General features: G+C 63.1%; 18 protein-coding genes. 9 read left to right on the top strand and 9 right to left on the bottom strand.

Features of this window, described 5'->3' with window-relative positions; all coding sequences use genetic code 11:
* Positions 1-41: 41 nt before the first annotated feature.
* The 6 genes from KKP04_RS00340 to KKP04_RS00365 all read left to right on the top strand — a co-directional run bounded on the left by KKP04_RS00340 (position 42) and on the right by KKP04_RS00365 (position 7938).
* Positions 42-1304: a glucoamylase family protein gene (locus KKP04_RS00340; protein WP_215024858.1), complete on the top strand. Its 1263-nt coding sequence runs from the start codon at positions 42-44 to the stop codon at positions 1302-1304.
* Between the two features lie 46 nt (positions 1305-1350).
* Positions 1351-2664 carry a glycoside hydrolase family 15 protein gene (locus KKP04_RS00345; RefSeq protein WP_215024861.1) on the top strand — a complete coding sequence of 438 codons (1314 nt, stop codon included), beginning with the start codon at positions 1351-1353 and terminating at the stop codon, positions 2662-2664.
* Positions 2665-2666: 2 nt separating this feature from the next.
* The gene (locus KKP04_RS00350; protein ID WP_215024864.1) at positions 2667-5921 is read left to right on the top strand and encodes a GH36-type glycosyl hydrolase domain-containing protein; all 3255 of its coding nucleotides are present in this window, start codon (positions 2667-2669) and stop codon (positions 5919-5921) included.
* A gap of 91 nt (positions 5922-6012) precedes the next feature.
* On the top strand, positions 6013-6465 hold the full coding sequence (locus KKP04_RS00355) for a cache domain-containing protein (RefSeq protein WP_215024867.1): 453 nt from the start codon (positions 6013-6015) through the stop codon (positions 6463-6465).
* 581 nt (positions 6466-7046) lie between these two features.
* Entirely contained in the window at positions 7047-7484 is a 438-nt protein-coding gene (locus KKP04_RS00360; protein WP_215024870.1) for a hypothetical protein, read from the top strand.
* A 169-nt stretch (positions 7485-7653) separates the two neighbouring features.
* Positions 7654-7938, top strand: a complete 285-nt coding sequence (locus KKP04_RS00365) for an anti-sigma factor (RefSeq protein WP_215024872.1) — start codon at positions 7654-7656, stop codon at positions 7936-7938.
* A gap of 86 nt (positions 7939-8024) precedes the next feature.
* On the opposite strand, the gene KKP04_RS00370 is transcribed toward KKP04_RS00365, so the two are convergent.
* Positions 8025-8549 (bottom strand): sigma-70 family RNA polymerase sigma factor, encoded by a 525-nt coding sequence (locus KKP04_RS00370; RefSeq protein ID WP_215024875.1) that lies wholly within the window; start codon positions 8547-8549, stop codon positions 8025-8027.
* A gap of 191 nt (positions 8550-8740) precedes the next feature.
* Between KKP04_RS00370 and KKP04_RS00375 the strand changes: the two genes are divergently transcribed.
* Entirely contained in the window at positions 8741-9532 is a 792-nt protein-coding gene (locus tag KKP04_RS00375) for a hypothetical protein (RefSeq protein ID WP_215024878.1), read from the top strand.
* 133 nt (positions 9533-9665) lie between these two features.
* Here KKP04_RS00375 and KKP04_RS00380 read toward each other — a convergent pair whose 3' ends face one another.
* The 8 genes from KKP04_RS00380 to KKP04_RS00415 form a co-directional block, all read right to left on the bottom strand.
* Entirely contained in the window at positions 9666-11558 is a 1893-nt protein-coding gene (locus KKP04_RS00380; protein ID WP_215024881.1) for an NYN domain-containing protein, read from the bottom strand.
* A 345-nt stretch (positions 11559-11903) separates the two neighbouring features.
* Entirely contained in the window at positions 11904-15077 is a 3174-nt protein-coding gene (locus tag KKP04_RS00385) for an efflux RND transporter permease subunit (protein ID WP_251133805.1), read from the bottom strand.
* Between the two features lie 27 nt (positions 15078-15104).
* The gene (locus KKP04_RS00390; RefSeq protein ID WP_215024884.1) at positions 15105-16262 is read right to left on the bottom strand and encodes an efflux RND transporter periplasmic adaptor subunit; all 1158 of its coding nucleotides are present in this window, start codon (positions 16260-16262) and stop codon (positions 15105-15107) included.
* Positions 16263-16288: 26 nt separating this feature from the next.
* Positions 16289-16882: a TetR/AcrR family transcriptional regulator gene (locus KKP04_RS00395; protein ID WP_215024887.1), complete on the bottom strand. Its 594-nt coding sequence runs from the start codon at positions 16880-16882 to the stop codon at positions 16289-16291.
* Positions 16883-17036: 154 nt separating this feature from the next.
* Complete coding sequence (locus tag KKP04_RS00400) at positions 17037-17825, bottom strand: hypothetical protein (RefSeq protein ID WP_215024890.1); 789 nt, start codon at positions 17823-17825, stop codon at positions 17037-17039.
* Positions 17797-19854 (bottom strand): hypothetical protein, encoded by a 2058-nt coding sequence (locus KKP04_RS00405; RefSeq protein WP_215024893.1) that lies wholly within the window; start codon positions 19852-19854, stop codon positions 17797-17799. Before KKP04_RS00405 ends, KKP04_RS00400 begins: the two co-directional genes overlap by 29 nt.
* A gap of 664 nt (positions 19855-20518) precedes the next feature.
* Complete coding sequence (locus KKP04_RS00410) at positions 20519-20656, bottom strand: hypothetical protein (protein WP_215024896.1); 138 nt, start codon at positions 20654-20656, stop codon at positions 20519-20521.
* A gap of 18 nt (positions 20657-20674) precedes the next feature.
* Positions 20675-21697 (bottom strand): mitochondrial fission ELM1 family protein, encoded by a 1023-nt coding sequence (locus KKP04_RS00415; protein ID WP_215024899.1) that lies wholly within the window; start codon positions 21695-21697, stop codon positions 20675-20677.
* A 276-nt stretch (positions 21698-21973) separates the two neighbouring features.
* Between KKP04_RS00415 and KKP04_RS00420 the strand changes: the two genes are divergently transcribed.
* On the top strand, positions 21974-23545 hold the full coding sequence (locus tag KKP04_RS00420; protein WP_215024902.1) for a glycosyltransferase family 39 protein: 1572 nt from the start codon (positions 21974-21976) through the stop codon (positions 23543-23545).
* Positions 23530-24672 (top strand): glycosyltransferase family 2 protein, encoded by a 1143-nt coding sequence (locus tag KKP04_RS00425; protein WP_215024905.1) that lies wholly within the window; start codon positions 23530-23532, stop codon positions 24670-24672. Before KKP04_RS00420 ends, KKP04_RS00425 begins: the two co-directional genes overlap by 16 nt.
* Positions 24673-24747: the final 75 nt, after the last annotated feature.

The raw sequence follows: 24747 nt of genomic DNA on the forward strand, positions 1-24747 counted from the left end.
GATACTTCCGCTTGAGGACAAGCCCGCAAAGCGAGGTGATAGTGCATAGCGAGCCCTGGAAGCCTGACCGGCTGGACGACGACGCGTTGCTGGACATCGTGCAGCGGCAGACGTTTCGCTATTTCTGGGATTATGCCCACCCGAATTGCGGGCTTGCGCGCGATCGCGGCAGCCCGGATCGGACCAGCGGAAACGACCTGATTTCCATCGGCGGGACCGGCTTCGGCGTGATGGCGATCGTCGTGGCAGCGGAGCGCGGCTGGATCGAGCGCCGCGAAGCCGTGGATCGCCTCGCCGCGATGCTCGGCTTCCTTGACACCGCCGAGCAATATAACGGCGTTTTTCCGCATTACATCGACGGCAATACGGGCCGTGAAATCTCGCTCTGGTCCGACAATGCGGGCGCGGACGTGGTGGAGACGGCCTATCTCGTGCAGGGCCTCCTTTGCGCGCGCCAGTATTTCAAGGACGGCGATCCGTCAGAGCGCGCGCTCGCGGCGAAGATCGACGCACTTTGGCGCGCGGTCGACTGGCGTGCGCATGTCGAGAACGACGACATCATGCTCTGGCACTGGCTGCCGACGAAGGAGCATCAGGCCTTCCAGCGCATCGAGGGCTGGAACGAATGCCTCATTACTTATGTGCTGGCCGCCATGTCGCCGACCTACGCGATCGACGCGCGGCCCTATCACGAGGGCTGGGCGCGCGGCGGCGTCTTTCGCAACGGCCGGGAGTATTACGGCATAAAGCTGCCGCTCGGGCCGGATCTCGGCGGGCCGCTGTTCTTCGCGCACTACTCTTTCCTCGGGCTGGACCCGCGCGGTCTTCGCGACCGTTACGCGGACTACTGGCAGCAGAACCACGCGCAAACGATGGTGAATTACGGCTATTGCGTCGCGAACCCGAAAGGCTTCAAGGGCTATGGGCCGAATGCGTGGGGCCTGACCGCGAGCGATGGCAACAACGGCTACCGCGCCTTCGCGCCGGATCAGGACGAAGGCGTGATCGCGCCCACCGCCGCCCTGTCGAGCCTCCCCTATACGCCAGCGCACTCGCTCGCGGCGCTCCGCCACTTCTATTACGATCTCGGCCCACGCATCTGGGGACAATTCGGCTTCGCGGACGCCTTTAACGAAACGGTCGGCTGGGTTGCCGAGGATAACCTCGCGATCAATCAGGGGCCGATCATCGCGATGATCGAGAATTATCGCAGCGGGCTGTTGTGGCGGCTGTTCATGAGTTGCCCGGAAGTGAAGCCGGGGCTTGAGGTTTTGGGCTTCACGGCGGAACCGCTGGTCGCCTGACGGCAGCTTGTCGGCGGGCGCGGTTGACGCGAGAAGGAGATGGACGATGACGGCTTCCGGAACCTCGCTCGAACAGTGGGGCGATGCGCTTCTGCGGCACGCCGCGGCGAAGATTCCGCATGCAATCTCGGCCACATCGCTTGTGAAGGAGCGACCGGGCTTCGGGCAGACCGTGCGGCCCGCGCCGGGATCGGTGCTCGCAAGCGCGGCCTCCACGCAACTCGACTATTTCTTCCATTGGCTGCGCGACAGCGCTCTCATCATCGACGCGACGCGCTTGCTCATCCGGCGCGGCATCGATGCGGAAGCGTGGGTGCGCCGCTACCACGATTTCGTGCGCTTCAGCCTCGGCCTTAACGCCATCGATGGCCGCGCTCTCGTCGCGGCGGGCGGCTTCCGCGAGCGCGCGCAGGCCGATCATCTGAAATACATCCGCCCCGACGAGGAGCTTTCCGCCGTTCATGGCGACCGCGTGCCGGGCGATGTGCGCTTCAACGCCGATGGCACCATCGATTATTTCGACTGGCACCGCCCGCAGAACGATGGCCCGGCGCTCCGGGCGCTGACCTGCCTGCGTTTCGCCGACGACGGCATCGGCAGTGCGGCGGCGGACGCGCTCATTCGCGGCGACCTCGCCTACACCGCGCGGAACGCGGGCGCGCCTTGCTATGACATCTGGGAGGAAGACTGGGCGCAGCATTACAACACGGTGATCGCGCAATACGCGGCGCTGCGTCACGGCGCGCGCTGGGCGGAGGAGCGCGGCGATGCGGCCTTCGCGGCCGAGCTTGGCGCGCGGCGCGACGAGCTTGCGGATCTGCTTGAGCGCTATTGGGACGCAAGCGGAGGCATGCTCCGCAGCCGCCTTCCAGGTGGAGAAAAGGCGGACGAAAAGGCGCTCGACTTTTCGCTGATCCTCGGCGTGGTCCATGCCGGTCTCGAAAGCGGCCCGCACAGCGTTGCCGATCCGCGCGTGTGCGCCACCTTTCTCTTGCAGCAGGCGATGTTCCGGGACACTTACGCAATCAATGCGGGGCGCTCGTTCGGCATCATGTTCGGCCGCTACAAGGGCGACACCTATATCAGCGGCGGCGCGTGGTATATCAGCACCTTCGCGGCGGCGGAGTATCATTACCGGCTGGCGGTTGCGGTGCCTAATGAACGCGACGAACACATCGGGGGGGGCGACGCGATCCTCGCCCGCGTGCGCGAATTCATTCCCGTTTCGGGCGATCTCTCCGAGCAATTCGACCAGACGACCGGCGAGCCGACATCCGCCGAAGACCTGACATGGAGCTATGCGGGTTTCATCAGCGCGTGGGCGGCGCGTGAAGCTGCGCTTTCACAAGCTGGAGCCTGATCATGACCGCAACGAAAAGCTTCCGCACGCCGCGCGAAGACGGCCTCGGCCTCGCGCGCATCGCGAACGCGGCGGGCCTTCGCGTCGCCGTGCTGCCGAATGGGTGCCTGTTCGCCATCGAGCACGAGGACGGCCCGCGCCGCATCCTGATCAGCCAGGTGCTCGGCTCACCCGTCGGCGGCGGGATCATGCGGATCTTGCTACGCATCGGCGGTGCTACACCGCGCACGGTGGAGATTGTCGGGCCGGGCGCGCATGTCGCTTTCGGCGCGGACGAGGACCGCTTCGTTTGGGCGGGCGAGACGGCCTGCCTCGCGCATCGCGTCACGCTGTGGCTTCACCCCGAGCAGCCGCTGTGGCTCTGGCGCGTCGAGGTGACGAACGCGAGCGGCTGCGAAGTGCCGTGCGATGCGATCCTCGTGCAGGATCTCGGTCTCGGCGCGCGCGGCTTCGTGATGGGCAACGAAGCCTACGCCTCGCAATATATCGACCACACGGTGGAGCGGCATCCGAGCTTCGGCGCGGTCATCATGAGCCGCCAGAACATGACGCAGGACGGCGGGCGTCACCCTTGGGTGGCGCATGGCTGCTTCGACGGCGCGGCGAGCTTTGCGACGGATGCGCTGCAACTGTTCGGCCCGGCCTATCGCGACGCGGCGGCGCTCGATTTGCCGTTCGGCGAAAGCCTGCCCGGCGAGCGCCTCCAGTATGAGACGGCCTGCGCCATCGTGCAGTCGAGCGCGGCGGCGCTCAAGCCGGACGCGGCGGCGACCTGGACCTTTTTCGCGGTTTACGACGTCGACCACGCCGCGCCGACGAGCTACGCCGACCTCTCGCGCATCGATTCCGCTGAAGGCGCGGCGGGCGAATTCTTCCCGCGCGACGTGGCCGTCGCCGTGCCCGCGCGCGACATCCTGCGCGATGCGCCGCCGCTCGCCTGCCGCGAAGATGGTGCGCGCGAAGGCGACGCGCGAAAGCATGATGAATGGTGGAGCGGGCGCCTGCTTTCCTTTTTCGAGGGCGAGGGGGTGGGGAGCCGCCACATCGTGCTCACGGAGAAAGACCGCCTCGTGAAACGCCGCCACGGCACGATCCTTCGCAGCGGGGACGGCCTTCTGCCGGAAGAGACGACGCTTGCGGCCACCGCGTGGATGCATGGCGCGTTCGCGGCGCAGCTCACCATCGGCAACACGTCGTTCCACAAGCTGTTTTCCGTGTCGCGCGACCCTTACAACATCACGCGCTGGAGCGGCGTTCGCGTGCTGGCCGAAATCGGCGGCGCGTGGCGGCTGCTGACGCTGCCCTCGCGCTTCGAGATGGGGCTTGCCGATGCGCGCTGGATCTACGAGCACGACGGCGGGGCGATCACGGTTCGCTCGGTTTCGACCGGCGAGGATGCGGCACTGCAAATCGAAGTGCTGGTCGAGGGCGCACCGGTGCGGCTCCTCCTGTTCGGTAATCTGACGCTCGGCGAGTTCGATTATGCGCATGCGGGCCGCGTCGACATCGACGAAGCGGCAAAGCGCGCCGCATTCCGGCCGGACCCGGACTCGCTATGGGGGCAGCAATACCCCGACGCGGTCTATCACCTCACCACAAGCACGCCGGACGCTATCGAGGCCATCGGCGGCGACGAGCTTCTTTATGAAGACGGTGCGTCGCATGCCGGCCCGTTCATCGCGCTGCGGACGAAGCCGACCAATGCACTGCGCATCGCCGTCACCGGTTCGATGACCGACGCAGCGGAAGCGCAACGGCTCGCCGCGAAATACGCGGGCGGCATCGAAACCCGCGCCATGCTGGCCTCGGCGGAGGGTTTCTGGGCGCGCGCCACGCGCGGCGCTCGGCTCGAATCCGGCGATAGCGACATCGCGGCGCTCGACACGCTGCTGCCGTGGCTCGTGCATAACGCAGTGATCCACCTCACCGCGCCGCACGGCCTCGAACAATATTCCGGCGCGGCGTGGGGCACGCGCGATGTGTGTCAGGGACCGATGGAATTTCTGCTCGCCTTCCGTCACGACGACACGGCGAAAGAGGTTCTGCGCCGCGTGATCGCGCGCCAGAGCAAGGCCGATAGCGATTGGCCGCAATGGTTCATGTTCGACCGCTATGCGTGGATTGCGGGCGTGCCGAGCCATGGCGACGTGATCGTTTGGCCGCTCAAGGCCGTGTGCGATTACGTCGAGGCGACGCGCGACTTCGCGTTTCTGAACGAGCCCATCGCGTGGCGCGAGCCCGACGCCGCGCCTTCAAGCGTGGCCGATCACCTTGCGGCGGAGCTTGCCGAGATCGAGGCGCGCTTCCTGCCCGGCACGCATCTGCCGCGTTACGGCGAGGGCGACTGGAACGACACGCTTCAGCCCGCCGACGCCTCGCTCGCAGAGCGCATGGTGAGCAGCTGGACGGCGGCGCTTCTGTATCAGCAGGTGACACGCTACGCAGACCTTTCGGCTCGCGCGGGCGACGGAGAACAGGCCGCGCGGCTCGCGGCGCTTGCGGGCGCTATCCGCGCGGACTTCAACCGCTGGCTCATCCGCGACGGCGTCGTCGCAGGCTATGCGATCTTCGACGGGGCGGATTCCGAGCCGGAGCTTCTGCTTCATCCTAGCGACAAGAAAACCGGGGTCTCCTATTCGCTCATCCCGATGAATTGCGCGATCGCGGGTGGCCTCTTCACCGCCGAACAGGCGCGCCATCATCTGGGGCTGATCCGCGAGCATCTCAACTTCCCCGATGGCGTGCGCCTCATGGACAAGCCGCTCCCCTATTACGGCGGTGAGGAGCGCATCTTCCGGCGCGCGGAGTCGTCGCCGTTCTTCGGGCGCGAGGTCGGGCAGATGTATGTCCACGCGCATCTTCGCTGGTGCGAAGCGATGGCGCTGATGGGCGAGGATGAGGCGTTCTGGTGGGGCTTGCGCGTCGTCAATCCCGTGACTGTGGCTGAAGCGGTGGGTAACGCGGCGCTTCGTCAGCGCAACTGCTATGCGAGCAGCAGCGATGCCGCTTTCTCCGACCGCTATGAGGCGAGCGCGGAGTGGGAGCGTGTGCGCGGCGGCGACATAGCGGCGGAGGCTGGTTGGCGGATCTATTCGGGCGGGCCGGGCCTTTACCTCGACCTTCTGGTCCGGCGGCTTGCGGGCGTTCGGCGAAGCTACGGCGATGAAGCGGCCGCGCCGTTCGCGCCTGCGCCCGGCGAAACCGTCGTTCTCACGCTGAACAGCGACACGCGCGTAGGTGGCAAAAATTCCCGCTAAAGTGGTAGTTCTATGGTCTAGGTTGAAGCGCCGCCTCTCCTCCTGTCTATAAGAACGGCATCAAATCAGATAATCAAAATTGGAGGAAAAGATGCTTCGTTCTTTCGTGACAGGCATTTTTGCAGCGACGATCGCACTCACGGGCGGCGCGCTCGCTCAGGCGTCGGGGACTGCCGCTGAAGCCAAGGCGATGCTTGAAAAGGCCGTGACGGCGGTCAAGGCCGACGAGAAGAAGGCGATTGCAGACTTCAACAATCCGACCGGTGGTTTCCGCGACCGCGACCTTTACGTTTTCTGCGCGGGCGGCGCCGACAACGTGTTCACGGCGCATGCAAATGAGAAACTCCGCGGCACTAAGCTTGCCGATCTCGTGGACAAGAAGGGCAAGAAGCTCGGCGAAGAGCTGATCAAGAACGCGTCGGACGGCAAGTTTGCCGAAGTCGATTACTGGTTCCCGCGTCCCGGCCAGACCGAGCCGGTGGAGAAGGTGACATACGTCACGAAGGCGGGCGGCCAGATCTGCGGCGTCGGCTACTACAAGTAATATCCTGTGAGCTGCGACGCCTGACAAGGCGTTGGCTTCTGACATAAATGGGCGTCGAGGTTAAGCAACCTCGACGTCTTTTTTTTCACGGCTGCTTCTGCTACACGCTCAATCTATTCAAGGCTCTAGCCGCTCACATAAAGGGCTGGCGTTGCGCTTTATGGTGGTATACAGTCGACGCGACACAGTGTCCCGCACGGGCCAGTGCCTCGAAAATTATTTAGACGCATTGCAAAACCGAAGCTACCCTCCCAATATTCCCTCAATCACGGTAAAGTGCAGGCATCGAGCGGCAGCCATGATGAGGGTAAGCCTATGCTTGACCTTACTTACCCTATATCGTCCTGTTGCTGAATTAGTAGATAGAGACAGATTCTGGCAGGAAAAACGCCGCGAACAGCACGGTTACAGCTGCATAGTGAATGCCGATTTCTTATATAACCTGCGTATCCTGCCGAAGACTGTATGATATTCAATTATCAATTGAGAGTGATTTTGCCGAATGCCGGGTTGCCTAGGAAGTCAACCCGGCTTAGTGAGGATATTTCAGCCCAGACTCGAACGGAGACTTGGATACCCGCATGCCTGCCGGGAAAGAACAAGACGAAGGGATGAAGTCCCGGCGTACGACCGAGAAAGCAGAAATGAATACGACCGCGCGCGTCAAGCAAGGTGGCCAAGGCCGCGTCAAAGATCCGATCAATGACAGGCGTCTGGCGCAAAATCGTTCAGGTCCAACGGGGCAGGGCCGCGTCAAGGACAGCTCCCAGGATCGCCGACTCGCGCAGAACAGGCCGGGGCCGACCGGTCAAGGCCGCGTCAAGGATCCCGACCGCGATAAGCGCCTTTCGAGCAATCGCGAGGGGCCGACCGGCCAGGGTCGTGTCAAAGATCCGAAGAATGACAGGCGCCTGTCAGAAAACCGCGAGGGCCCGACCGGTCAGGGCCGCGTGAAAAATCCTCGGCGCGACAAGCGACTGCGGGACAACCGGCCCAATACCGGCGGTTCCGCAAGCTAGGGAATCCTTTAACGTTACCGCAAACGAAGTCCGGGGGCTTGCCTTTGGCGCTTTATTGCATCAAGGTCGGCGCGATGTTCCTATTCTGGGCCGGTGAGGGAACAGATTTCGTGGGGCATTGTTAGGTTCGCCTGGCTACTGAAATCTAAACCCCGTATGTAATATGCAAATGAGAGAGCAACCGAAGCCTGTCCTTCAGCCTGACGACCCGTCGTCGGCCATCTCCAAAGACGACCGGCTTCCCGTCACCGTGTCGGCCTATCTTGACGGTGAGCTTCTTGGGGATGAACTCGCCAGCTTCGAAGCCCTTCTCAAGGCGAACCCCGCGCTGGCTTCTGAAGTGGCGGAGATGAGGCAAATCGAGAAGCAGCTTGCGCAAATCGGAAGCGACATCCTTGCTGAACCGGTCCCCGAAGCGCTGACGCGCGCCATTGCCGAGTTCCAGAAGAGCTAGGCCGTTCTGGCCACCTGACTGAATTTCCTCGCGGACCGGGGTTTCGTTTTTTCGCAGAGCGACCGCGCTGGCGGTTGCACACCATTTTAATCCTGGTGCTCGCTCGCCAATGGGACATCGATGGCGGCGCGAAGGGCGGTTCGCGCCCGCGAAAGCCGCGACTTCACGGTCCCGACCGATATATTCAGAACCGACGCCGCCTCCTCGTAGCGAAGCCCCTCCAATGCGATGAGCATCAGCACCTCGCGATGATCCTCCGTCAGGTTCAAAAACGCGCTCTGCACCTCGGACAAGACCAGGTGGTTGTGCTGCTGCGGCGCGCTGAAAAGCGGCGCGTCTCTCTCAAGCCCGTTACGATAGGCGATATCGTGCTGGGCCCGCCGCTTGTCGTTCCGGAACACGTTTTTCAAAATGACGAACAGCCATGCGCGCAAATTCGTGCCAGGCTGCCATGAACCGATGTTGGCGATGGCGCGCGTCAGACACTCCTGCACGAGGTCGTCGGAGTAATCGGCGTCGCGCGTCATATAGCGCGCGAATCGGCGCAGGCGTGGGATCTCTGCCTTCATCGCTGCGATAGTGTCGGCGGTAACGTCGCGATTATCGTGCATCGGGAATAGGCATTTCTTTCGACCTTCAACAGATATAGGTGCCGAGGGTTAAGAAAGTAAGGCTTCGGCTTTGCGTCACGCGGATACCACCGGAACGATCATGTCTCGCCTGGTGTTGCAACTCACAAACCGCTGAAACATTGAGCTAAGGGCGCGCACCGCGTCCGTCCGGCGTTTTTGGGAGACGAATCATGGCGAATGTCGCATTGGAGAGCCCGGATGACGGCGGTCAATCCGTTCAGCCGCGTCAGGAGCTGGACACCTCACAGCTCCCCGATCCGGAGGCTCTGCCCGAGCTTCGAATTTATAGTCGATCCACGATCTTCTATTGGTGGCCGATCTGGCTCGCCGGATACATCGCAGCGGCGATAACCTATCTTGGCGGCGAGACGTTTGCACTTTCCAACGGCACCGAGATCATCATACACCCCAACACCGGGCTTGGCCTGACCTTCATAGTGATACTCACCCTTGTCATGATGCTTACAAACGTCAAACTTCGGGGCATCTATTCTGTCGTGTTCATATTGTCGTGCGCATTCCTGACGGTTGTGTTGGGCTGGCTAGGATGGTGGGACCAAATCTTCGCGTTGATTCCGCAGCTCGCCGTCTTCATGAATTTCGGCTTCTACTTCCTGTTCTCCACTCTGCTGCTGGCCATATGGCTTGCGCGTTTTCTTGTTTTCGACAAGCTCGTGTTCTGGAGCGTTCGCCCCGGTCAGCTCACGGAAGAGCGTGTGATTGGCGGCGGCGAGCAGAGCTACGATACGCGCGGCATGTTGTTTGAACAGCGAAGCGACGACTTTTTCCGTCACACAATCCTTGGTCTGGGTTCGGCGGACCTGCTCCTGATGACGACAGGGGCGCGCAGCGAGAAAATCGACATTCCGAACGTGCTTTTCGCCGACCGCAAGATCAGGGAAATGCAGCGGCTTATCGCGATCAAGCCCGACGATGCGCTGGCGCATACGATTGATCGTTGATCGACCCGAGCACGATGCTCGCAAGGTGTCCGTATCGAGTCGGCGCTGATGGGCGACCAAGAGTATGTCTTTCAGAGAAAAGCGGCCCGAAAAGGCCGCTTTTGCATTGCGCGAACGTGCCGCGCGCGGGGCGCTAATGCTTGAAGCTGTAGCGCTGTTTCGCGGCCTGTTCCGGCTCAAGCTCGCGGTCGAACCCGAAATCCGGAGGAAGGGGAATATCGCTGCGTGGGTCCGGCGCAGGCAGCGCGGCGTCCGCCATGTAGCTGCGCGGATTGGTCGAGGGTCGTTGCACGCCAACCGGCGTCAATGGCGTCGGCTGCGTGTTCACGCTCGAACCGATCCCCGATTGGCCAACCGCCGACCACTGGCTTGCCCCGAACCAGACCTGAACAAGCTGATGCTCGTCCTCGGTGAGCTTAACCCCGGCATGGTGGCACTTCGCCAACACGAAATCGCGATAGGCGCGCGCTACGGCCGCAGGTGAGCGGGTGTGTTCGAGCCATGGGTCGATCTCATCCACCGCGTCGAGTACGAAGGACACGTCCTTCATCGCCACGCGCAAACCCTCCCGCGTGGCCCGCTCGACAACCGCTTGCGCCGTCTTTACCGGAGCGAACCCGCGGTCGTGAACCTCTGTGGCGATCAGCGTGAACAGCAGTTGATATTCGCTCGGAGGAAGTGGCGGCGCCTTGCAGGCGTCGTAGATCCGCGTGATCGAGGTTTGCAATTCCGCGAGTTTGGAAGAGCCGGTTTCCTGAGGCTGAGGCTGAGGCTGTGGAGCGGGCTGCCGGTCCATAAGCTTCGGGCTTGGCTGGAGTGAAGCGTCGACGCGTTCTTCGACCCGGTGCCTCGCCGGATCGTAGACAAAATGCGGCGGCTTGTCCGTGAGCCTGAAATTTTCCGGCAGCGTTGCATTGAGAAAATTCAGAAAACCGCCGGAGCCCGCCCAGTTTGTGCCGAGCGTCTTGGCGTGACCGAGGATCTTCTGCGCGCGATCCGCCAGATAAGCGATCGGCACGGGCTTTTCCGAAGACTGCACCACCTCAAGGACGAGATTGAGAATCTCGGCGCCGATGGATTGGAAGTCCTCGATGAGGGATTGCACAGCCGAATTGGCATGCGACGAAGGCGCCCGGCGCTTTGCCGGCTCGGGATTATAACCGCTGTAATTCGGCGCGACGGGGATCGCCTGCGCAGGTGCCCCATAAGCAGGAGGCGGCGCGACGGGGATCGCCTGGGCAGGCGCACCGTAGCCCTGGAACGACGGATGACCGCCGAAACCTGCTTGCGATGCCGCCGGGAGCGATGCCGCCGGCGCCTGTGTCGCGGGAAGCCCTGCCGGGGGCGTATAGGAGCGGTTCTGATCGTAGCCCGGCTGTCTTGCGCCGTCATAGCCGAGGCGCGGCGTGCGCTCGTGACCGATCATCGGCGCATCGCCGGAGCTTTCGCCGAGAAGGAAGGCGATCATGTCGCGCTCTTCGATCCAGCCATCGCTGAACGCCTTGTAGATGTCGGCGGTGCTTTCATTCGCATAGACCACCGTGCGGCGATCATGTGAGCGAAGATGATGCAGGACCGGCGTGAAATCGGCGTCGCCCGAAAGGACGATGAACTCCCCGAAGCGCGTCGGATGCTCAAGAAAGTCGCGGATGTCGCATGCGATCTTGATATCGGTGCCGTTCTTGAACTGATTGGACAGCGGCTGGCAGTCCACCACCTCAAGCCCCGCCATCATGAAATTCACGCGGACGTCGGCGAAGTTGTGCGGATCGTGCGGGCCGCCACGGCTGACGAGCTTGCGGCCCGGATTGCCATAGCAGCGCGCCACGGCGAATCGCCGACGCACATAATCCGAATGCGATTTGAAACGGACGAGCCCGCCCGTTGCGATTCGAGCCATCCATTCAGCCGGATTGCGGGCGAATCGCCCGGCGGCCTCCTCGCTCTGGCGGCGCAAGGATAGATACACGTTGTCGAAATCGACGAACAACGCGGAAAGGCAGACCTCCGCGGACCCCGGAATCATAGCTCTATACCCCGCTCGGACCATCGTCTGCCAACATGACCCCTCAAACCGGCACACGACAGTTTATTTAAATTTATGGCCACTTAGCAAGGCTCCTGCTTCAGCCATGCTCCAACTCGGCCATTCACGTTACGCAATCAGCGCGAACCTACAGCGGGCTCCTTGCCCCAAGATCGAGCCTCGTCCGCATTCGAGACTCGAAAATCCACTGTCGCTCGCGTCACTCCGATAAGATGAGGCATTAAATGGTAAACGGCCCCCCCGTGCAAGCCCAACCTCCGCGCGCGGAGCTTATCCACATGGTGCAGAGCGGAGGGCTGATAACTCTCCGCCCCCGCGCTTCTTCTATTGACCTGTGCTTGCAAGTTCCGGCTGTGCGCTGCCATCCGGTTGCGCGGGGCTGTCGGCTGAAGGCGCCACAGCCGGCACCGCGACCCGGAATACAAGAGCATAGAGCGCCGGCAAAAATGTCATCGTAAGGACCGTCGCGACGAGGATGCCGCCCATCATCGCCGCCGCCATCGGCCCCCAGAACGACGACCCTGCGAGCGGGATCATGGCCAGCACGGCCGCTGTCGCGGTCAGCATGATCGGGCGGAAACGCCGCACCGCCGAGCCGACGATGGCATTATAGGTGTCGATCCCCGCCGCGAGATCCTGCTGGATCTGATCCACGAGAATCACCGTGTTGCGCATGATGATGCCCGCGAGCGCGATCACGCCGAGGATTGCCACGAAGCCGAAGGGCATCTGCGTCACGATGAGCGCGAACGACGCGCCGATGATGCCGAGCGGCGCCGTCGCCAGCACCAGCAGCGTGTGCGAAAAGCTCTGCAATTGCACCATGAGCAAGAGCAGAATCGCGATCGCGAGGATGGGCACCTTTGCCGCGATCGAGGCTTGGCCCTTCCCCGATTCCTCGATGCCGCCCTGCATCTCGATTCGATAGCCAAGCGGCAGACTCGCGCGAAGCGGTGCGAGTTGCTTGTAGATCGCGCTGACGACATCGACCGACTGAACGCCGTCGGGGATCTGCCCGCGAACGGTGATCGTCGGCAGGCGGTCGCGCCGCCACTCGACCCCCGGTTCGAACACCAGCCGCGCCGAAGCGACCTGCGACACCGGCACCGCCGCGCCCGAAGCGGTCTTGACATAGGCGTTTTCGACCGCCGTCAGCAGCCCGCGCGTACGCTCCGGCTCGCGCAGGACAACGCCTATGGTCTGGTCCTTTTCGCGGAATTCCGTCAGCGTGGTGCCCGACAGCACCGCCTGGAGCGTCTGGCGAACCGCGCTGGAGGTTACGCCGATGGCGCGCGCGCGATCCTGATCGATGTCGAGCTGAAGCGTCGGCGCTGGCTCAAGCCAATTGTCGTGAACGTTGAAGACGTTCGGATTGGCGGCGGCGGTCTTCCTCACCTCGTCGGCGATGCGGCGCACTTCCGCGCGGTCGGGCCCCTGCACGCGAAGCTGGATCGCCCAGCCGACCGGCGGCCCGAGCGCCAGCGGCTCCACCTTGAAGCGAACATTCGGAAATTCAGCCGACAGGACAGCGCGCGTTCGGTGGATCACCGCATCGCGCATCGCGATTCCTTCGGTGTTCTTCGGCAGGACGAGAAACTGCGCGAAGTTCCTGGTTCGAAGCTGCTGGTCGAGCGGGAGGAAGAAGCGCGGCGCGCCCTCGCCCACGAAAGCCGTGAAGGTCGCGACATCCGGATCGGCGAGCAGCTTCTGTTCGAGCTTCTTCGCGGCGGTATCGGTTTCGGCGTAGGATGAGCCTTCCGGGAGCCAGAGATCGACGAGGATTTCGGGGCGATCCGATCCCGGAAAAAACGATTTCGGCACGAACGCAAAGCCTGCGAGCGCCAGAAAGAAGGTCGCGACGGTGATCGAAACGACTTTTCTGCGATGCAGGATGCACCATGCAATCGCCGCGCGAAGCCGCCTGTAAAGCGGCGTGTCGTAGACGTCGTGATGCTCCGGGTTCTCCACCGGGCGATGGCGCAACATGGTGTGTCCGATATAGGGCGTAAAATACACTGCGGCCACCCACGAGAGGACAAGCGACAAGCCCACCACCCAGAACAGCGAGTTCACATATTCTCCCGAAGTGCTCGCAGCGAAACCCACCGGGATGAAGCCCGCCGTCGTGATCAATGTGCCCGTCAGCATCGGAAAAGCCGTCGAGGTGTAGGCGAAGGACGCGGCGCGGACCTTGTCGAAGCCTTCGTCGAGCTTGCGCTCCATCATCTCGACCGCGATCATCGCATCGTCGACGAGAAGGCCGAGCGCGACGATCAGCGCGCCGAGCGAAATGCGCTGGAGGTCGATGCCGATGATGAACATCGCGAGAAACGTTGCGGCGAGCACGAGCGGGATCGTCAACGCGACGACCACGCCCGCGCGCCAGCCGAGCGCCAGCAGCGAAACCGCGAGCACGATCAGCAGCGCTTCACCGAGCGCCTTGAGAAACTCGCCGATGGCCTTGGTCACCACGGCAGGCTGATCCGAGATCTTCGTGAACGTAACGCCCACCGGCAACTCGGTGTAAACCTGCGCAAGTGCGGTTTCCAGCGTCTTGCCGACTTCCACCACGTTGAAGCCGCTCGCCATCACGACACCGATCACAACGGCTTCGTTGCCGTCGTGGCGGGTGCGGGCAATCGGTGGATCTTCGACGCCCCGCTTGATCTCGGCGATGTCGCCAAGACGCACCGTTTGCGCCCCAGCGCGCAGGCGAAGCTCGCGGATTTCGTCGACGGTCAGGATCGAGCCCTGAACGTCGAGGCGCACCGAGCGCTCGCTCGTCTGCACGGCTCCGGCGGGTGCCTGGCTGTTCTGCCCGTCGAGCGCCGCCTTGATGTCCTGAACGGAAATGTTGCGCTCGGCCAGAACCCGCGACGGAATTTCGATGTAAACCTTTTCGGGCTGCACGCCGAGCAGGTCCACCTTGCCGACGCCTTGCACGCGCAGCAGGATGTCACGCGCTTTCTTCGCGAAATCGCGCAGTTCCGGATACGTAAACCCCTTGCCTTCAATGGCGTAGAGCGCGAGGTAGGTGTCTCCGAACTCGTCATTGAAGTACGGTCCGACCACGCCCGCGGGCATCGTCTGCTTGATGTCGCCGATCTTCTTGCGAACCTGATAGAACGCGTCCGGTATTTCGCGCCCCCGCGCGTCGCCGCGCAGATTGACGAACACCACGGCGCTCCCCGGATGCGCATAGGACTGAATGAAGTCGAGCCGTGGCGTCTCCTGAAGCTTGGTTTCGATCTTGTCGACCACCTGCTCCTGAATCTCATGCACGGACGCGCCCGGCCATTCCACCTGAACGACCATCGTGCGGAACTGGAAATCCGGGTCTTCCTTCCGGCCGAGGTTCAAGAGTGCATAGACCCCGGTCACGAGGATGAGCACCAGAAGAAAGCGCGTCAGGCTTCCATGGCGAATCGCCCATGCGGAGAGGTTGAAGCCGCCGTCATCTCCGTGCTCCGGCGGGGCACGATGGTTGGAAGGTTCCATGTTTCACGCATCTCAGTGAAATTCGACTCAGTAAGTCCGCGAGCCGTGAGCGGCCACGTTCGGAGAAATGTCCTGCGAGATGCGCACTTTCATGCCGTCCTTCAGGAACTGCACGCCGCCGCTGACCACGACCTCGCCCGGAACTAGGCCGGACTTGATGCGGACGCCATCTTCAGCCACGCCGCCGAGGGTCACATCGCGGCGCACGACCATTTCGCGCTCCTTGTCGGCGACATAGACAATTGGCTTGCCGTCATCCTCGGTGAGCGCGGTGAGCGGCACGATCACGGGCGGCATTGCCTCCTTGACGCGGAATGCGACGGATGTCGTCATGCCGAGGCGCATTTCCGGCGTCGGGCGCGCGATCGTCACGCGAACGGCGTAGGTGCGCGAGGCCGTATCGGCCGCGCTGGCGATCTCGCGAATTCTCCCGTCGCTGCTCATGTCCGGCGCGGCCCAGAGCGCTATGCGGGCGCCTTCTCCGACGCGGAGCCGCGCGATCTCGTTTTCCGGCACGGCGGCTGCGACCTCGATTGCATCCGCGAGCGCAAGGGAAATCACAGCCTGGCCCGCGCTCACCACCTGTCCCGGCTCGGCGCGCACAGCCGTCACCACGCCGTCCTTGTCGGCGACGAGGAGGGCATAGCTTGCTGCGTTCGCGGCTTGATCGAGCTGATCCTTCGCGGAGGTGTAGGCCGCCGTTGCCGCATCATATTCGAGCTTCCGCTGATCGTAGACCGCCTTGGCGATGAAGCCCTTCGGCAGGAGGTAGGCCGCGCGGTCGAAGGCGTCTTTCGCGACGTCGACGCGCGCTTTCGCGCTCTGGACGCTGGCGCGCGCGCTGTTCTCCGCGAGCTTGAGGTCGACTTCGTCGAGGCGCGCGATCTTTTGACCGGCCTTCAACTGGTCGCCGACATTCACGAAGCGCTCGACGATCTTGCCCGCGACGCGAAAGCCGAGTTGGCTCTCGATGCGCGGCGCGATCACGCCGGAATAAGTAAGCGTGCGTTCTGCCGATGGCGCCTGAACCACGAAGGTCTTGACCGGGCGGACGGGTTGCGCCGTCTCCTGCTTCTCGCCGCATGCAGCGAGGGCGAGCGGCAAAAGAAAAAGGGTCACGAGCCCCGAGATGTGCAATCTGGTGTGAAGTGACAGATTTTCATAATCGTCATTCAAGGACAGCATTAATCCAGCCTCTTCTGCTCTTGCGCCTAAGCCCTGAGGGCCGACAAGACGAACGCTGCCATATCCGAGGCCAAGGGCGTCCTTGGGTTTGAACCCAGTTGGGCGACGACGACTGGATGCGAACAAACCATGATCGCGCCGACGACGCGTCTCGACGTTTGCCCGGCGTCTTGCGCACGAAACTCACCCGACGCAATACCGCTGGCAATGATTTCCGCAACCATTTCGTCGATGAAGCGCAGGTGTGGCTCGATCACATCCCACTGCTCTTCCAGGGCGACCACGACCATGTCGTGGACCTTCCTGTCATTTATGAGGGTGTTCCGAGTGTGTGCCGACAGATGCTCGATGAACATCGTCAGTCGCTCGCTTGCCGCACCGGATCCGTTTGCGATCTCGCGGAGACCGGCTTGCAGCTTCGCGATGATGCGGGAACAGATCGCCTCGTTGATCTCGGCCTTGGAGCCGAAAAACCGGTAAACGTTCGCGGACGACATGCCGCATGCGTCGGCGATGTCGGCTACCGTCGTCTTCGAATAGCCGAAATGACGAAAAAGACGTTCGGCCTCGCTGAGAATGCGGTCGCGAGTCGTTTCGGCAGGTGAGGTTTGCGGTGGCATGCCCGTTTTTTCGCTCTGTGCCTGACTAGTGATAAAAAACGTTTTTCATCACTAGTCACATAATTCTGCGGGTGGCAAGCGGTTCCGTGGCTTGGATATGTATTTTTCGCGGTAAGTTAGGCGATGCACGTTGAGATGAGACGTCGCCAAAGCGTCATCGCTTTTTCGAGCCCTGCGCGGCCTGAGCCGATGGCGCGTTGGCCGGCGCCTTCGCCTGCACCATCGCGAGGGAAATCCCGTCGAGCATCCAGCGGCCGTCGATCTGAAGGAAAGCAAAATCGAAATGAACCTGTTCGGGCGCGGACGGAATGAGGCCCGTCAGGCGCAGTGAGCCATTCTCCTGAAAATAGGGAGGCCCGGCGAGGCTTGGCGTGAGAAAGAGGATTGGCGCAAGATCCAGGTTGCGTTGCCGGAGCGCCGCGAAAGCCTCTGACAGGGTTGTCGCATTGTTGCCCTGCTGAAAGTCAGGCGAACCGAGGTCGCGCAGCAAGGTGTAGTTGCCCGTCGCATTAGCCTGATTGACGGCGATGATGGTGCTCTTGATCAACATGACGAGCTTGTAATCGTTCGGCAGCGAGGGGCGCGCGCTGGCACCGGGATCCGCGGGCTTTTTCCGCTGCTGCTCACCGGTTTTGCTGAACGCCTGCCAATTTTCGTGCGCCGCCTTTCCCTGCTGGGCAACGGCCCGTTCACCCGGCAGCAGCGCGAACGCCATGACACAAAGACCGACTGTTGTAATCTTCGCCATGGCCGCCGTTCGATGCCACATCATGAGCGTTGATCGTTCCGCTTTCTCTCGAATGTGTAAGAGTTCTTGAACCTCTACGGCATCGAGCTTGCGCGAGGAGCGCCAAACCAAAAAAGGAACCGCCCAGCGGAGGCGGTTCCTTCTGGTCTTTCGAAACGGCGCGAACTCACTGCAGCGGCGGAAGTCCGCCGCCACCCGCGATCTGTAGCGAGAGGCGACCCGCGACCTGATCCCGGTCGGTGCTGAAGCCGATGGCGCCACCTATTGAGACCATGTCGTTCGCCTCGAACAAGCCGCCCCCGATGGCTGCGATGCCGGACACGGAGAACGCGTTGTAGCTGTCATAGTTGCCCCAGTTCGCGGCGAGCGCCCAAGTCTGGCCTCCAGTACGATCCGGCGTGGCGAGCGAGGTCGCGATCGCGATACCGGCCGCGAGGTCTTCCGTCCTCGACCCGAGATAACCCATCCGGTTGAAGAGGAAGCCGCCATCCGAGGCAAGGTTGCCGCGTGCGTCAGACGTCACGACTTCGAGCGGGCCGGACTGGTAGGCCTTGCTCTGATAGCTGGTGATACCGGCGAAGGTGTACTGATTGCCGGCGTTACCGACGGCGATCTGGTTGGAGTGCGTGGTGGAAACGTTACCGATCGCATAGGAGTTCGTGTAACCCGCGTTGGCTCCCGCGCCGAACGCCCCCGAACGCCTGCCGGAGGCTTGTGCGCCGGTGCCGATCGCGATCGCATCGTTGGCGCTGGCCGTCGCGGCGAAGCCGATCGATGTCGTCCTGTCGGCGTCGACGCCGTTACCGGCGAGAGTGCCGATGGCGATGTTGTCGTTCCCGCTCACGACGTTTCCAGCGAGCGAGCCGCTTGCCTGATTGCGACTGCCGCGGACAAGATTACCGGAGAGGTTGCCGACGGCCAGGTTGCCGTTTCCGAGCACCGCGTTGCCGGTGACAATGCCGCTTGCCTGATTCCCGACGCCCGCCACCAGGTTGCCCGAGCCGATCCCGCTCGACTGGTTGCCAATGCCGATCACCGCATTGCCTGTTCCAAGGCCACTGGTGCTGTTCGCGTTGCCGACGACTAAGTTGCCCGAAGCTGTGCCGGACGCGCTGTTGTCGTCGCCAGCGACGAGGTTGCCGGTGATGAAGCCGGAAGCCGCGTTACGGTCGCCCGCCACGAGATTGCCCGAGCCGGTGCCCGACGCGCTGTTGTCGTCGCCGCTGACGGCATTGCCGGTGATGAAGCCGGAAGCCGCGTTGCGGTCGCCCTCGACGAGGTTGCCCGAGCCGGTGCCCGACGCGCTGTTGTCGTCGCCGTCGACCAGATTGCCGGTGATGAAGCCGGTCGCGAGGTTGCGGTCGCCAGTGACGAAATTGCCGCTGATGTCGCCGAACACCGAATTGAACGAGCCATCCACGACGTTGCCGGACGCGTTACCGACAGCCTTGTTGCTGTTGCCTGTCACGGCGTTGCCGCTCAAGGCACCGACGGCGAGGTTGCCCGTGCCATCCACTCCGTTGCCGCTGAAATTGCCAAGCACGGTGTTGAACGTGGCGCCATCCGCATACCCGTTACCGGAGACGTCACCGATAACGGTGTTGTTCTGGACGTCCTCTCCGGAAAGATTGCCGGAACCGCTGCCGATGATCTTGTTGTTCTGGAAATTCGCGCCATTGCCGGAACCGGAGAGGGTGCCGACGATCAGGTTGTCGGAGAAATCCTGCCCGTTACCGATAGCCGAGGTGTTGCCGATGACCGTGTTGTTGGCGAAGCCGGTCTGATTGAGGCCACCGGAGCCGTTGCCGATAATGGTGTTGCCTGTAACCGAGCCGAGATTGCCGCTACCCGACAGGTCGCCGATGATCTTGTTATCCGTAACCGGGCCAACAAGATTCAGGCTGCCCGAGCCGTTGCCGATGATCGTGTTGTTCTGGACGTCGTTGCCGTTGCCGCTGCCGGAATTGTCGCCGACGATCCTGTTGTTGGAAACGGTCACGGTTTGGCCCGCACCGTTGAGGCTGCCGGAGTTGTTGCCGAAAACCGCGTTGTCGCTGATCGTCGCGTTTCCGCCGAGGAGGCCATTAGCCGAAAGGGAATTGTTTCCCTGAACGTTGTTGTTCTCGATAGTGGCGTCGCCGTCAGTCAGTGAGGTTCCGTTCAGGCTGAGCGAGTCGGTGCCCTGCACGTTATTGTCTGTAAGCGTCGCATTGCCGGACACCAAACCGCTACCGTTTCCGTTCGCGGAATTGCCGACGACAGTGTTATCCGTGAGAACAGCCGTTCCGGACGTTCCAGGCAAGGTGGCATTGCCGTTATTGCGAAGGGCTTCCGGCCATTCACGGTGTTGTCAGTGCAGTTCAAGCTGTCGCTACCCAGAAAGCCGCCTGTGCCGTTCGTCTCTCCGGCGTTGGTGCCGGTTAGCGTGTTAGTGGCGCCGGAGCAATCCAGAGCCACAGCAGGCACGCTTGCCATTGCTGTAAGTGCGGCGGCGCTGACCCCGGCCGCGAGCGCATAACGAAGAGTGCTTAATATCTGCACTTTCTGATTCAACATTTCCTGTGTCTCCCAAAAGATTTCGCTGGGCGCGAGTCGTTCGGAAATGCAGAACGATGAAAAACAGCGCGCTCCCCCGCACAGGACGGAATCAGAGTCTGCTATGCAGAGCAAACGATTTTGCACGCTGTGGTTGAGTTTAGGTGCCGCTGTTGACTGCGTGCAACAATCCAGGGTTGTTTTACAACCTGCTGCGCTCAGTAATGCAACCGATATAATTGCCAAGTGGAATTGAAATCAAAACGGCCCTTTCTTCCATGGGTTCCGAGTACGAGACACTTCGAATCACAAAAAACCCCGCCTGATTGCGGACGGGGTTTCGCCAATAACTTCTACACGGGCGTGTTGATCACATCCGCTGCGTCGAGTACTTCCTCAACGTAGCCGCAGGCCCGCGCCGATGCCGACGTCAGCCGATGCGCCGACATGGTCGCCGCGCAGCGCGTGGCGGCGGAGGTTCGACGGAGCATACATCTCAGGTAGAAGCGTCAACGTGCAAGGAATGCTCGCCGCAGAATTTGCGCCACCCTGTCCATCTCGCGAAGCGGCTCGTAAGTCCAGGTCTCGATCCGGCCGTCGAAATAGCGAACGCGCCCGCTCGCTTCGAGACGCCGGACGAACTCCGCGAACTTGTTGCGGCCGCCCTCGCGTCCGCGCCTGAACGGCAGGCCGGCGATATGGACCGGCTTGCCTGTGCTCGCCGTCTCCGTGATCATGTTGATGGAATCGCACGTCACCACGAAGGCATCCGCGTGTGCGAGCATGCCGAGATAGGGGTTTGCGCCGCGCTCGCCGTTATAGATGTACGCGCCGGTTCCCGCCAGCGCTTCAATGAGCGCCGCCATATTGGCCTCGCCCGTGCGTCGCGATCCGCTGACGAGAAGGCCGAACCCTTGCGCCGCGAGCGCGGCCAGCTGCCCGCCCAGCGCGCGCATGTCTTCCGGGCGAAGGTCGTAGCGGGAGTTGGCGCCGCCGATCAGCACCGCCACGCGCGGGTGCGGGATCGGGGCGAACGCACCCGCCCAGCGCGGCGCCTCGGCTGCCAGCCGCTGCTCGGTAATGATGTGCAGCGAGCCGTCCATCGTGACGACCGTGTCGCCCGCTACGCCGTCATGCCACGGCACGACGATACGGTCGAACGCGCCGCGCCGGACAACGGGATCCTGAACCTGCACGGTGAAGGTGCGCCCCTTGCTCGCCTCGCGCAGATAGATGAGAGGGAGTGCGCCGGGCCGTCCGGTTGCGATGGCGATGTCGGGCCATGGCGCTTCGAGCCGCGCACCGCTGCTGCTGAAGGCAAAGCGCTTGAACGCGGTGACGTAGGGGCTTGCCACCCGCCAAGGCTTGCGCAACACGACGCGCTTCAACACCGGCTGAAGCCCCATCGCTTCCGCGAGGCCGAGCGACTGGTTTTCGAGGCCGGGGCGGCCGTCGCCGATAACCCAGCAGATCGGCAGCGGATGCGGCCACGAAAAGGCGGCCTCGGCGGCTTCGGCGATGGTCTCGTTCATGGCGCTTGCTCGTTCTCTGGCCCTTCGCCCACAACGGCCTGCACGCGGCGACGTGAGCATCGGCGACGCTCTTGCACGCCGGATGACGCTCTAACATGCACCTTCCACGGCGTAAACCGGCGGGCAAGCTCGGCGGTCCAATCCGGCGCAAGGTCGGCTTCGTAGAAAATCCCTCTGCCGAACGCGCCCGCCGGAAGGCGCGGCCTTTGCAATTGGGGTTGATGCGCCGCGCCGTCTCGGCTATCGAGCGCGAGAACAAGTGTGGAGTTGTGCCGGATGGTTTCGGTCGGGGACGCGGCATTTCGCGAGAAGGCAAACCCTTCGTCGCTCGCCCTTGGCGGACATCTCGCCCTCACGCTCGGCCTGATCGCCGTTGCGGGCCTCCTCGTTGCGCGTTTCGTGCTCGCCGCCACCACCGAACTCGCGGAAGACGAAGCCTATTACTGGCTATGGTCGAAGCATCTGGCCGCCGGGTATTACGACCACCCCGCCATGATCGCCTGGTGGATCCGGGCGGGCACCGAGATTTTCGGCGACACGGCTTTCGGCGTGCGCTTCGTCGGTCTCCTCAGCACCGTCGCGGGGTCGTATCTTCTCTGGCGCGCGAGCCTCGCCCTGTTCGCCGACCGCGCAGCCGCGCTTCTCGCCGTCGTGTGGATGAACGCGACGATCCTTTCCGCCGCCGCCGGAATCGTCGCGACACCCGACACGCCGCTCGCCTTCTTCACGACATGCGTGCTGTTCGCGCTCGCGAAGCTCATCGAAACCGGGCGCGGCGCGTGGTGGCTCGGTATCGGCGCGGCACTCGGCCTCGCCTTCATGAGCAAATACACCGCCGTTCTGATGTTGCCCGGCCTCTTCCTCTGGATGGTCGGCACGCGCGAAGGCCGCCGCTGGTTCCTGCGCCCCGAGCCCTATCTTGGCGCGCTCGTCGCCTTCACCGCCATCGCCCCCGTCGTCTGGTGGAACTACACACACGACTGGGCGTCCTTCGCGAAGCAGGCTGCCCACGGCGTCAAGGACAAGCCCGCGAACGCCTTCGCAAGCGTCGGCGAGTTGCTCGGCGGACAGGCGGGGCTGGCGACGCCGCTCATCTTCCTCTTCTGCCTCTGGGGAAGCTTCTACGCGCTCGCAATCGGCCTGAGACGCGGCGATGCGCGGTGGCTGCTGCTGGGTGGGATCGCCGCCCCGATGTGGGCGTTCTTTATCATTCACGCGGCGAGCCAGAAGATCCAGCCCAACTGGCCGGGGCTTGTGTATCCCTTCGCAATCCTCGCGGCGGTGCATGGCGGGATCGCGGTGCTGGATCGTCGCCGCGCTCCGGTCCTCCGCGCCGCCTTCATAGCCGCACCCTTTGTCGGCGTGGCGTTTACGCTCGTGGCGTTGCTCCAGCTCGGCACGGGCGCGATCCCGGTCGAGGCGAAGAAAGACCCGACGGCGCGTCTCAAGGGCTGGACGACGCTCGGCGCGGAGATCGACCGTCTTCGCCGCGAACATGGCGCGGGCCTCGTGCTGACGGACCGCTATGCCATCACGGGCGAACTCGCCTTTTACGGCATGGGCGCCGATGGCGTGGCGCAGATCAACGACCGCATTCGCTACGCGAATTTCCCGCCGCCCGATGAAACCCGGTTGAAAGACGCGCCCGCGCTGCTGGTGCTCAAGGCGGGATCGCAGGCCAAGGCGTCCCTCCCATTCGGAAGCGTCGTTCAAATCGCCACGCTCACGCGGCCGGGCGGATTGCGGCCTCGCGACGCTTATGCTGTATTCCTTCTCAGCGGATATCGCGGCGGCCTTTTCGCCTGCGATCCGGCGACGAAACGGGGCGAGACATGCAGCCAGATGTGACTGAAGCGCGGCGCATCGAGGCCGCGCCCGCGATTGCCAAGGGGCCGGACCTGACCGTCATCGCGCCGACCTTCAACGAGCGCGAGAACGTCGAGCCGCTGATCGCCAAGCTCGCCGCCGCTCTCGACGGTGTGCATTGGGAAGTCATCTTCGTCGATGACGACTCGCCCGATGGCACGGCCGCCCGTGTCCGCGAAGTGGCTCGCCGCGATTCCCGCGTGCGCTGCGTTCAGCGTCTCGGGCGGCGCGGGCTGACATCCGCCTGCGCGGAAGCCGTGCTCGCCTCTTCCGCCCCCTATGTCGCGATCATCGACGCCGATTTGCAGCACGACGAAACGCTTCTGCCGCGCATGCTCGAACTTCTGCGAAGGGAGCCGGAAACCGATGTCGTGATCGGCAGCCGCTACACCGAAAAGAGCCTGTCCGAAGGGTTCACCCGCGCCAGGCAGGCGATGAGCTTCATCGCCACGCGCCTCGCCCAGACCATTCTTCGTGCGAAGCTCTCCGATCCGGTTTCCGGCTTCTTCATGGCGAAGCGCGACGTCTTCGAAGGCTCGATCCGCAGCCTCTCCGGCATCGGCAACAAGATCCTCGTGGACGTATTCGCGTCGTCGCCGCGTCCGCTCAAGTTCAAGGAACTCGCCTACCAGTTCAAGGCGCGCCTCCACGGCGAGAGCAAGCTCGATACGCTGACGGTGTGGGAATACCTTGTGTTGCTCGCCGACAAGAGCCTCGGCCGCATCGTGCCGGTGCGCTTCCTTCTGTTCAGCCTCGTCGGCTTCTCGGGCGTGCTCGTGCATCTCGGCGTGTTGCGCGTAGCCCTCGTCGCGACGCCGCTCTCGTTCGCCACCTCGCAGGCTCTCGCAACCCTTGTCGCCGCCATCTCGAACTTCTTCCTCAACAACTGGCTGACCTATCGCGACAAGCGCCTGACCGGCTGGCAGATCGTTCCGGGGCTGATCACCTTCCTGCTCGCGTGCAGCGTAGGCGCCGTGGTCAATGTGGCGTTCGCGGAAACGGTGTTCGAAGTGACCGATGTGTGGTGGCTGGCGGGCATCGCGGGCGCGGCGGTGAGCGCCGTGCTGAACTACGCGACGACATCCATCTTCACCTGGCGGAAGCGATAGCGGTTTCGCGCAAAAAAAGCCGGACGAGCGCCCGGCCTTTTTTTTCTTGGAAAAGGCGGAGCGACCGCCCCGCCA

The sequence above is a fragment of the Rhodomicrobium sp. Az07 genome (assembly GCF_018619475.1).
Classification (GTDB): domain Bacteria; phylum Pseudomonadota; class Alphaproteobacteria; order Rhizobiales; family Rhodomicrobiaceae; genus Rhodomicrobium.

Bases quoted from the DNA above. Each gene is read 5' to 3' on its own strand.
- KKP04_RS00410 (WP_215024896.1), bottom strand. From the start codon at position 20,656: ATGCTCCGTCGAACCTCCGCCGCCACGCGCTGCGCGGCGACCATGTCG.
- KKP04_RS00355 (WP_215024867.1), top strand. From the start codon at position 6,013: ATGCTTCGTTCTTTCGTGACAGGCATTTTTGCAGCGACGATCGCACTC.
- KKP04_RS00395 (WP_215024887.1), bottom strand. From the start codon at position 16,882: ATGCCACCGCAAACCTCACCTGCCGAAACGACTCGCGACCGCATTCTC.
- KKP04_RS00365 (WP_215024872.1), top strand. From the start codon at position 7,654: ATGAGAGAGCAACCGAAGCCTGTCCTTCAGCCTGACGACCCGTCGTCG.
- KKP04_RS00360 (WP_215024870.1), top strand. From the start codon at position 7,047: ATGCCTGCCGGGAAAGAACAAGACGAAGGGATGAAGTCCCGGCGTACG.
- KKP04_RS00415 (WP_215024899.1), bottom strand. From the start codon at position 21,697: ATGAACGAGACCATCGCCGAAGCCGCCGAGGCCGCCTTTTCGTGGCCG.
- KKP04_RS00385 (WP_251133805.1), bottom strand. From the start codon at position 15,077: ATGGAACCTTCCAACCATCGTGCCCCGCCGGAGCACGGAGATGACGGC.
- KKP04_RS00350 (WP_215024864.1), top strand. From the start codon at position 2,667: ATGACCGCAACGAAAAGCTTCCGCACGCCGCGCGAAGACGGCCTCGGC.
- KKP04_RS00425 (WP_215024905.1), top strand. From the start codon at position 23,530: ATGCAGCCAGATGTGACTGAAGCGCGGCGCATCGAGGCCGCGCCCGCG.
- KKP04_RS00370 (WP_215024875.1), bottom strand. From the start codon at position 8,549: ATGCACGATAATCGCGACGTTACCGCCGACACTATCGCAGCGATGAAG.
- KKP04_RS00375 (WP_215024878.1), top strand. From the start codon at position 8,741: ATGGCGAATGTCGCATTGGAGAGCCCGGATGACGGCGGTCAATCCGTT.
- KKP04_RS00390 (WP_215024884.1), bottom strand. From the start codon at position 16,262: ATGCTGTCCTTGAATGACGATTATGAAAATCTGTCACTTCACACCAGA.
- KKP04_RS00380 (WP_215024881.1), bottom strand. From the start codon at position 11,558: ATGATTCCGGGGTCCGCGGAGGTCTGCCTTTCCGCGTTGTTCGTCGAT.
- KKP04_RS00345 (WP_215024861.1), top strand. From the start codon at position 1,351: ATGACGGCTTCCGGAACCTCGCTCGAACAGTGGGGCGATGCGCTTCTG.
- KKP04_RS00420 (WP_215024902.1), top strand. From the start codon at position 21,974: ATGGTTTCGGTCGGGGACGCGGCATTTCGCGAGAAGGCAAACCCTTCG.